The 10124-nt window shown below is 49.3% G+C and carries 10 protein-coding genes; 5 read left to right on the top strand and 5 right to left on the bottom strand.

The genetic code is table 11. The features are described from left to right. On the bottom strand, nucleotides 1-287 hold a 287-nt coding region (locus Q0986_RS14850; RefSeq protein WP_299411665.1), incomplete at its 3' end, for a transposase. Between the two features lie 26 nt (nucleotides 288-313). Further along, nucleotides 314-532, bottom strand: a complete 219-nt coding sequence (locus Q0986_RS14845) for a cyclic nucleotide-binding domain-containing protein (protein WP_299411663.1) — start codon at nucleotides 530-532, stop codon at nucleotides 314-316. 408 nt (nucleotides 533-940) lie between these two features. Between Q0986_RS14845 and arsM the strand changes: the two genes are divergently transcribed. From arsM to Q0986_RS14825, 4 genes are read left to right on the top strand one after another with little or no spacing between them, the layout of a single operon-like run. Beyond that, nucleotides 941-1909: an arsenosugar biosynthesis arsenite methyltransferase ArsM gene (arsM, locus tag Q0986_RS14840; RefSeq protein ID WP_299411661.1), complete on the top strand. Its 969-nt coding sequence runs from the start codon at nucleotides 941-943 to the stop codon at nucleotides 1907-1909. 33 nt (nucleotides 1910-1942) lie between these two features. Beyond that, complete coding sequence (gene arsS, locus Q0986_RS14835; protein ID WP_299411658.1) at nucleotides 1943-2938, top strand: arsenosugar biosynthesis radical SAM (seleno)protein ArsS; 996 nt, start codon at nucleotides 1943-1945, stop codon at nucleotides 2936-2938. A gap of 30 nt (nucleotides 2939-2968) precedes the next feature. After that, nucleotides 2969-3721, top strand: coding sequence for a TVP38/TMEM64 family protein (locus Q0986_RS14830; RefSeq protein ID WP_299411657.1), 753 nt, complete (start codon nucleotides 2969-2971; stop codon nucleotides 3719-3721). Next, complete coding sequence (locus Q0986_RS14825) at nucleotides 3721-4401, top strand: TVP38/TMEM64 family protein (protein ID WP_299411655.1); 681 nt, start codon at nucleotides 3721-3723, stop codon at nucleotides 4399-4401. Before Q0986_RS14830 ends, Q0986_RS14825 begins: the two co-directional genes overlap by 1 nt. A gap of 36 nt (nucleotides 4402-4437) precedes the next feature. On the opposite strand, the gene Q0986_RS14820 is transcribed toward Q0986_RS14825, so the two are convergent. The 3 genes from Q0986_RS14820 to Q0986_RS14810 form a co-directional block, all read right to left on the bottom strand. Next, complete coding sequence (locus tag Q0986_RS14820) at nucleotides 4438-4827, bottom strand: MAPEG family protein (RefSeq protein WP_299411653.1); 390 nt, start codon at nucleotides 4825-4827, stop codon at nucleotides 4438-4440. Between the two features lie 376 nt (nucleotides 4828-5203). Next, entirely contained in the window at nucleotides 5204-5833 is a 630-nt protein-coding gene (locus Q0986_RS14815; RefSeq protein ID WP_299411651.1) for a hypothetical protein, read from the bottom strand. A gap of 543 nt (nucleotides 5834-6376) precedes the next feature. Continuing rightward, entirely contained in the window at nucleotides 6377-6505 is a 129-nt protein-coding gene (locus Q0986_RS14810) for a hypothetical protein (protein WP_299411649.1), read from the bottom strand. A 74-nt stretch (nucleotides 6506-6579) separates the two neighbouring features. On the opposite strand from Q0986_RS14810, the gene Q0986_RS14805 reads away from it, so the two are divergent. Continuing rightward, nucleotides 6580-10124: DUF4347 domain-containing protein (locus Q0986_RS14805; RefSeq protein ID WP_299411647.1), on the top strand; the 3545-nt coding region annotated here is incomplete at its 3' end.

Raw genomic sequence — 10124 nt, 5'->3', positions numbered from 1 at the left:
CACTCTCGGTCTGCATTCCCTTTCCGTAGCTTAGGGACAGATAGCTGAGCAATCCTGCCGTACTGAGTATCGAGGACCCGTTGATAGTAGCCTGAACGCCGAGGTCGATCCCCTTGAATCTCTGATAGATAAGCTTGAACTTCTTCGTCTAGAGCTGACTCTACTGCGATCTGGGTGACTCGGTTAGCTTCAAGACGAAGGGTTGATTCTAGGGTTTCGTTAATAGAAGCATAGGAACTTTGAGATTGGATGCGGATAATCTGCTGCTCGCGTTGGGCAATGTTCATCAAGGAGTGCTCTGAATTCTCTATTATCAAAGCATTTCAGCTATCTCAGCCCATGGCGAATAAATCAGGACACTAACTCCTGGGGCAAGGGTTTTGAAGGAAACCTCCTTTCCGGCTGTTGTCACAAAAATATCGACTTGGCCTGATTCAATAATGTAAGCATGGTGACCTTCTTCACCAGCAGCAAAAATCAGCTCACCCGGCTGAAAGTAAACCAACAGCGACGACTCTTTTTCCTCAGACATAATGCTTGGTTCTCGTTGAGAACACGCTTAAATCGATATCTACCTAGTCTTAGGATGCCCAAAACGCAGACTGTTTTCGGTCAGTCAAAACCAAGCATGTCAGTTTTGCAGCAAGGCTTGCGTCTTTGAATTTATCCTGCAGGATATCCTCAGGAGCCTTGAGCAAAGGTAGATGGCCCAGACTTTTATCTAGAAATCGGGGAACTCTCAGGGAAAACTCATACCGCTTCGTTTTAATGGGTCTGTAGCTAAGGGACCCAGTCTCTTGTCCCCGTTAACGGGTGAGCCATACCCGTGTTACACCCATGCTGAAATCCTCTCGATTGATGACTGGAAGCTGCAAAAAACAGATAAACATGGCATAGTGCCCATGAATGACCATTCATTACAAATCCATCATTGACCGCTATGACGTATTTAGAATCCGCAGCAGAGTTTTACAGCCAAGTCGCTGAAACCCCAGAAGTGGGCTTATGTTGTGTCCAAAGCACTCCCTTGCAACTGCCGGGCTTGGTGGTGCCGCCGCAAATGCAAGAGATGAACTACGGGTGCGGCACAACGGTCCATCCCACAGAATTGTCAGGGAATCCGACTGTTCTCTATGTTGGCGTGGGGGGTGGATTGGAAGCCCTGCAGTTTTCCTACTTTTCCCGTCGCCCCGGCGCAGTAGTTGCAGTAGATCCAGTGGATGAAATGCGCAAAGCGGCTGCCCGCAACCTGGAAATTGCCGCCAAAGAAAATGAGTGGTTTGATACCAGCTTTGTCACGATTAAGGAAGGGGACGCCTTTGCCCTGCCCGTCCCCGATAACTCCGTGGATGTGGTCGCTCAAAACTGCCTCTTCAATATTTTTGAGCCAGAAGATCTGTCCCGCGCTCTACAAGAAACCTATCGAGTTCTCAAGCCCGGTGGTCGCTTGGTTATGAGTGACCCCATTTCCACTCGTCCTATTCCAGAGCATCTCCAGCAGGACGATCGGTTACGAGCCATGTGTTTGTCCGGTGCCTTAACCTACGAACAGTACGTTCAGCGCATTATCCATGCTGGCTTTGGACAAGTCGAAGTCCGAGCCCGCCGCCCCTACCGCCTGCTCGATCAGGAAAACTACAAGCTAGATCAGCATTTACTGTTAGAAAGCCTTGATTCCGTGTCCTTTAAGGTGGATATTGCTGAGGATGGGGCTTGTGTGTTTACGGGTAAGATGGCGGTTTATACCGGACCTGAAGAGTATTTTGATGACCAAGCGGGGCATATTTTGAGCTTAGGCATTCCCCTGGCCGTTTGTGATAAAACAGCCGCCAAACTTGCCAAAGCCCATCCCCAAGCGATTATGGTTACCGAGTCTACCTGGCATTACGACGGTGGAGGCTGTTGTTAAACTACGCCGTTTGTTGTCGTGGATCGAGCTGTTATGACTGTTTCAACTAACTCAACCCTGACCCCGTTTGATCAGAAGCTGGCTGCCCCCCTGACCAAGCAGAAGATTACAGTGCTGCAAATTAATTTGGGGCGACGGTGCAACTTAGCCTGTAGCCACTGCCATGTTGAGGCCAGTCCTAAGCGGACAGAAGAACTGTCCCCCGAAATCTGTGGGCAGTTGGTTGAACTGATTCATCGGTTTCCCCAGATTGAAACCGTAGATCTAACGGGGGGTGCTCCAGAGATGAATTACGGCTTTCGTCCCCTAGTAGAGGCGGCTCGCTCCCACAACAAAGAAGTGATTGTTCGTTCGAATTTAACCATTTACTTTGAACCGGGTTTTGAAGATTTACCCGACTATTTTGCTCAGCATCAACTGCGAGTGGTGGCCTCGCTGCCCTGTTATCTGGAGCAAAATGTAGACAAAATGCGGGGGGATGGTGTCTTTGACAGCTCAATTAAGGCGCTCCAACGGCTGAATCAGTTGGGTTATGGCTCTAATCCTAATCTAGTGCTGGACCTGGTGTATAACCCCCAGGTACCGACCACCCTAGACTTTGCCTTAGCCCCGGAACAGCAGCCCTTAGAACAAGCCTATCAACAGCATTTAGGCGAGCAGTTTGGGATTACCTTTAATCATTTGTTTACAATCACTAATTTACCCATTGGTCGCACCAAGTTCCATCTGGAACATCGTCAACTTCATCAGCCCTATCTGCAATTTTTAGCAGGTCACTTTAATGACTCGACCGTTGAGCATTTAATGTGTCGAAATGAGCTGTCCGTTGACTATTTGGGCAATATTTATGACTGCGATTTTAACCAAATGGAAGAGATACCTGCCACCACACCTAAGGGGGAGCAGTTAACAGTAGCAAAACTGTTAGCGGCAGGCAGTCTCGATTTGATAGAGGACGTCAAAACAGCGCCCTATTGCTATGGCTGCACTGCAGGTAGTGGATCAAGCTGCGGCGGTTCCTTGTTATAACATCACCCACATCTTGTTAAAGGTACACCTATGAATCTTCGTCACTGGAAAAAAATTCAACCCGTTTTACTGGCAGCTTTGGCTTTCTTAGTGATTACGGCCTCTCCCGCATGGGCAGCAGAGGGGGGTGGGTTTAATCCTCAACAGCTCCTCAAGGACGCTTTATTGTGGATCGAGGGTTTAGGTACGGTGGGTGCGATCGCATTTATCGGCATCTACATCGTCGCCACCGTTGCCTTTTTGCCAGGTTCCATTTTGACTCTAGGAGCTGGGGTGGTTTTCGGGGTAGTTCAAGGATCGATCCTGGTCTTTATTGGCGCGACCATCGGTGCGACGCTCGCCTTCCTCGTGGGCCGTTACGCTGCTCGGGGCTGGATCTCTAAAAAAATTGAGGGCAACGATAAGTTTGCAGCGATTGATAAAGCTGTGGGCAAAGAAGGATTTAAGATTGTTCTGTTAACCCGACTGTCCCCCATTTTCCCCTTTAATCTCCTCAACTATGGCATGGGCGTGACAGGGGTCTCTCTCAGAGATTACTTTTTCGGCTCCGTGGGCATGATTCCGGGCACGATTATGTATGTCTATTTGGGGTCTTTAGCGGGGAATATCGCCACTCTGGGCACGGGTGATCAACCCTCCAATCCCACCGTTACCTGGGCAATTCGCATTATCGGTTTTATTGCCACGGTTTTAGTGACGGTCTATGTGACGAAAGTGGCTCGTAAAGCTCTGGCAGAGGCCGTACCAGAAACCGGCGCTGCAATTGAGCAAGAGCTAAGTTAATGCTGCATCAAGGACTCAGCCGTCAGCAAGTGAAAGGTCGCAAACGATTACTAGTAGGGATTATAGGGGTAGTGTTACTCCCCTTTGCCCTTCGGTATGTGCCCTTGCTGTTTGATCAGATGCATTTGGTAGAGCTGGTTCAAGCCCATGGTTTATGGGGATCGATTATCTTTATCCTGTTGCATTTTGTAGCGACCGTGCTGGGGGTGCCAGGTGTCATTCTGACCATCGTAGGTGGCGTTCTTTTTGGCCTGATCTGGGGTAGCATCCTATCCCTAGTCGGTGCCACCCTGGGCGCAATGGGAGCTTTTTGGATGGCTCGCTATCTCCTGATGGATTGGGCGCAGAGACGCGTGCGCAATCGCAAACTCCTCTGTTCCTTTAATCAATCAGTTCTCCGGCATCCCTTTAGCTTCGTGCTGATTGTTCGTTTTGCCCCCATCTCTCCCTTTAATCTAGTGAATTTTCTGTTTGGGATGACCACCATTCACTGGTTCCCTTATAGTTTGGGAACGCTGATTGGCATCATTCCTGGAGTAATGGCCTATACCTGGATCGGGGTTGCAGGCAATGATGCCATGCATGGCAAAGGTCCTTGGCCTTTGGTGATTGCCTGTACGTGCCTAGCGGTATTGTCGGCAATGCCTCTGTTGCTGCGAAAGAAGCGATCGTTTACTTAGGTGCCTTGGCCGACTTCATGGACAATAGCGAGATCGCTACACCAGAAGCTGCCACAAAATTACAAATAGAGACAACATCGCGCCAACAAACCCTAACGAACGCAGCAACGGAACACCGATGATGTAGGCAAAAGCATGAAAAATTCTAAAGCCAACCATGCTTATGGCTGCCAGATTAATCATGGGGTTAGCTGCTCCCGACAACTGAACGACGAGCAGTGCCACCACCAGCATGGGTAAATTTTCATAATGGTTGCGTTGAGCCCGTTCTGCTCGTTGAGCCCAGGGGGGAATATCTGGCGAAGTGTCTCGGTTGCTGGCGGCCCATTCCATACCGCCTGCTGAAAATCGGGCCAGGGTGGGAATGTAATTGAGCGGCAGAGACCACATGGCTAGCGCCAGAGCACAGAATAAAACAGTTGTCATAGGGAGTCAATTAGGGCTAGAAACTATAGCCCTAATGGTACTGAGCAATGGATAATTTGTGTTCCGTCTTTATACTCTAGGTTTAATCATGATGTTCCTGGCTTAGTGGAAGGTCAACCAGCAACTGGTTTCGGGCTTTTATCTAGCTGACCAAAAATATTGGCTTTTATGCCCAATATGAATGACTAAAAAAGAAGAGATAGTTGATTCTACTGATCAACTCTAAGAATTCTCTCCATAATTCCATTTTCTCAGCAGAGAAAGCTAGATCCCTATACTAGGGATCTCTGGAATTTATAGATTTTAAGTTGAGACTAACCTTGGCAAAAATGCCGAAGATTGATCATTGTGTATGCCAAGCTTCTCAAGGCATAATTCAATTTACTGATCCGCTCAAATCGAAGCAATAAGTGCTTAAATTTATCCTCCTATGCAAAGACTCGCTCAATAGTGTTAAACCGTTCCTGGAAAATCGACGAATCGAGCAACCGTTTTCGGCCTCGATTGGTCGATTTTCTCCCTCATAAATTTTCATTGATATTCGGCACCATGCCTCAATTAAAATAGCCTTGCAATTATCACGACTATCATAGGCATCATCCAAGCTGATGACAGTCCTAATCAATTCTATGCCTATTGTTCGGGCCGTGCTCATCAGGTTTAAAAATCCTTTCTCCAGCAGAGGTGATTCATTCCGGTTACCTGGAGTAGTCACAAAAGGAGAAATAACATTGCAGTTGCGATGACCAAAGGTCGGTCTTTGAGCATCGCAGAAGGCAACAACCTTGTCTCTCTTCATAATGTTTGTGGCCACTGAATCCCAGATTTCCACCACCTTTCTTGGCTGCAGTGGTCGCTCCATCTTCATGGATAACGCTGGTGTCGAACTGTCCCTTCTCATGAAATAAAACGACTGATGCCTTGAAAATATCTTCAAAATATCCATGAGTTTCAAAGCATCTGAAAGCTCTATAAATACTGGAGTGGTGAATTCCCGGTCGTCCAAGTTTTTCCTTTTCAATGGGCAGTTTTTTCCACTGGTATCCCGTATGTAGTAACTACACAATGTAGTTAAAGATGACATGCAAAGAGAGCTTTGGTTGAGGTCCTCAGCTGCCAATGTATAGGTGGGGCAAGACAAATGTTTCAAACTGTTCAAGGGTTAAGAATGTTGGAATCCATTTCCAGGACTGAGTTTGGGAAATCTGCACTCCTGATCGAACGTCAAACTAAAGGCTGGAGCCATTTTAGTCTGTGTAGATGGAAAGACATGCAGTGAAAGGTTTTCAGATAAGTGTGTCCGTGGAATAAAACCCGAAATGAGTTGTACAGAATCTCTTGATTGCAGGTTCAATGAATGGTTACAGGCAGTGACTTTCAGGCCACTCCACAAAATCTGAAAAAACGAGGTTTATCCTATGGAATAAAAACCGAAATAAGTTGTACGCTGCCAAGCGTTTTTTTTCGTGCACCCTACTGCAGTGCAAGATATACATATGCTGCAGTGCAAGATATACATATCTAGTTGTCCATACTAAGTATATTCCCTCTAATGCTTGTGGGATTCTTGTTCCCCTGGCCTTGGCCATAGCTCTAGCTCGTCTTCAGTATTGATGGCGATGGGCTGAAAAAATTCAAACACTGGATCGGTATCTGCTCTTAATAGCGTTTGAACCATAACAACTCGTAGGCTGATGACTTGCCAAAGCTCCTTTGAAAAAGGGCTTAAGCAGTTCATGAGTCCCTTTTGCTATGGGTGGAATTTTGCTGCTGCACATCCAAAACATCGCCCACAATATGCCCTCCCAATCCCCCGTTCTCATGTCCTTAAACGATTTGACGTCTCAGCGCCTTGTCATCATTGATCCGACCATTGAAAAACCCCAACATCTCATCAATGGGGTGGTATCTGAAACAAGAGTAGTCGTACTGGACTCCAACCGGGAGAGTATCCCTCAAATTACGCAAGCGTTGCGGACTGATGTGCCCGTTACAGAATTGCATTTGGTGAGTCACGGGGCACCCGGACAAATCCAGTGGGGGAATGGTTGGCTAACCCTAGAAAACCTAGGACAGTATGCGGTTGAACTTCAGCACTGGCGTGATTTGTTAGGGGCAGGAGCAACGGTCTTTGTTTATGGGTGTCAGGTGGCTGCTGGGGAGTTGGGACAGCAATTTATCCAACTACTAAGGCAACGGATAGGGGCAACGATTGCTGCCAATAGAAGTCTTACTGGCAATTCTGCCCTAGGGGGAAATTGGGATCTTTCCGCTGGGCTGTCCCTGGCGTTATCTCAACGTTTATCCACTCTTCTCCCATTTACAACCTCAACACTTGCCACTTACCCTGCAAGCCTTAATGCTGAGCCCACTGTTGAGTCGGGAAGCAGCCTTGCTAGGAATTCGGATACGAATGATGTTTTAAATGCATCAATCGTAGCTGCAAAAGAGCTACTCGCCAGCTTTGCGGCAGAGGCGAACTTTTTGGAACAGCTTACGGTTGCCTTTGGAGATGGCATTGATCATACCGCTGCGACCCAGTTGCAGGCACAATTATCGGCGGGAAACTTTGCGCTGCCCAAGATTAAAATTCGCGCCAGCGGAGAGTTAGCGGGGCTCTTAGGGGCTTATGCCACAGCCACGGATACCATTTACCTATCCGAATCTTTTCTGAATACAGCGACATTGGATCAAGTCGTGGCAGTGCTTTTAGAGGAGATTGGCCATGGGGTGGATGCTCGGATTAATGCAGTAGATAGTTTAGGGGACGAGGGGAACATTTTCTCGCATTTGGTGCGCGGTCACGAACTCAGTGCATCCGAACTGCAGGGGCTACGGGCAGAAGTGGATCATTACACGCTGATGCTAGATGGACAGCCCGTTCAGGTAGAAGCATCGACTGTTACAATCTCCAGCAACATGACCGCGACCGGTTCAAACCCGATCAACGTGACGTCCAGTACCAATATTGTTCTCAATGGCGGCGTTACGGTCTCGGTCGTCAACGGCAACCTGACGATGCTGGCTAACAACGGCGGTGGCACCGCTGGCGATTTTACCGGCATTTTCACAACCAGTGGGAGTCTCATTACCACGTCAGGCACCGGCAATATCTCATTGACCGGCTACGGCGGCAACGACGCTGGGAGTGGCGCGAATGCGGGTGTGCAAAACTTTGGCAGTATATCATCGACGGCCAGTGGTGCCTCAGCAGGGACGATTACCATCACCGGAACGGGTGGAGAGGGCACGAACCTAAATGACGGTGTCCAAATTCGAAACTCGGTCACCAGTGTAGATGGTGATATCCAAATCACTGGCCAAACAAGCAGCAGCAATACCGGGTTCCTCAACTTCGGCGTTAAGGTGCAGAGTGCTCAAGTTAGCTCAACGGGCACCGGTGCCAACGCGGCCACGATCACGATCAACGGTACCAGTGGTGGGGGAGGCTCCAGCAACAACTCCGGTGTTCGTATCGAAGGTACGACAGGAAGAGTAACCAGTGTGGAGGGGGATATCTTCATCACGGGTCAGGGGGGTGCCGGTAGTAGCAGCCCAGGGGTTCAAATCTTGAATGGCGAAGTTGCCTCCACTGGGACCGGTGCCAATGCAGCCAATATTACGATTATTGGTACCGGTAGTAGCGGTTCCAACCCTGGGGTTGAGATAGATAGTACGTCAGGTGTATCGGGTCAAATCTCAACCGTTGATGGCAGGGTCACCATCAACGGCACGGGAACCACAGGCAACGCGGACGGTGTGAGGCTTACAAACGACGCGGCCGGGATTTTTTCCACCGGCAACGGTGCGATCGACATTACTGGTGTTGGTGCTGGGAATGGCGACGGCATTGACATCCAGGGGGGGATAGTGGGTGGCGCTTCCGCCAGCGGGGCGATTACATTGACGACCGATGGCATCAATATTCAGGGTGGATCGATTCAATCCAGCGGTGCCTTAGTCATTCAGCAGGTCACGGCTAGCGAGTCGATTGGTATCGGTGGCGGCGCAGGAACCTTGAATATTGATGCTGCAGAACTGAGTCGGCTAACTGACGGATTTTCCAGCATCACCTTCGGTGCGAGCAACAGCACGGGGACGGTGACTTTAGGAAGTGGATTCACCCTCAACGATCCCACCACGATCACTGGTGATGCGACAAACGGCTACACTTTGCAAGGCTCCGACACAGCAACCACCTTCACTGTGACCGGAACCGAAGCAGGTAGCATCACCAATGGCGGCATCACCTTTAGCGGCAATAGTTCACTGGCTTTTAATAATGCGACGACTTTGCAGGGAGGAGCCAGTAGCAATACGATAGTTGGCCAGAACACGGCTAATACCTGGACGATTAATGGCAACAATGCTGGTACCTACGCAGGCATCAGCTTTGGCAACATCGAAAACCTAACTGGTGGCAGTTCAACTGACAACTTTGTCTTTAGCAACGGCGCAGCCATCAGCGGTACCTTAAACGGTGGGGCTGGCAACAATACGTTAGACCTTAGTGCCTACACAAGCAATCTGACCTTTAATCTGAATAGCGCTGGTGGCAACATTGCCAGCGTAGTGGGCAGCTTTGCAGGTTTTGAGAACTTTATCGGCGGTTCTGGCAGCAACACACTCAACTTTGACGGTCAGACCTCAGCGGTGGCGATCGGCAATGGCACCATCACCGCCAACGGCACCACCCTTAATTTCGCCAACGTGGAATCGCTGAATGTGACCACCACTACTAATGTGAGCACCGCTAACTTGGTGCTGGGCTCGACAAGACACACGGTCACGGCCTCATCATTCACCCTCAATGGTGGATCGACCTTCAACGTTGACATCATGGGTGAAACACCAGGGACTAATCACGGCCAGCTGGTGGTCATCGGCGGGGTGAATCTCAACGGTGCAACTCTGAATATTGATGACATGGGCTTCACCCCGAATGGCAACGAGACAGTAGTGTTGGTTGACAACGACGGCAGTGACAGCGTGGTGGGAACCTTTAACAGCTTGTCTGAAGGTGCGATGGTCACGGTAGGCGGGCAGCAGTTCCAACTCAGCTACACCGGTGGTGATGGTAACGATGTCGTCCTCCAATTCCCCAACATCACTCCTGTAGCAAGTAATGTCGCCATCGCTGCTACTGAAGATGGGGCAACGGTGAACGGAGCCTTCAGTGTTAGTGATACCAACACCCTTGATACCCATACCTTCAACATCACCAGTAATCCCAGCGAAGGCAGTGTTGTTAACAATAACAATGGCACCTTCACCTTCAATCCTGGCAGTGATTTCCA

This window comes from Acaryochloris sp. IP29b_bin.148 (genome assembly GCF_028285565.1).
Taxonomy (GTDB): Bacteria; Cyanobacteriota; Cyanobacteriia; order Thermosynechococcales; family Thermosynechococcaceae; genus Acaryochloris.
Note: the sequence above shows the minus strand (reverse complement) of the source record. Positions and strands in the feature narration are given on the sequence as shown.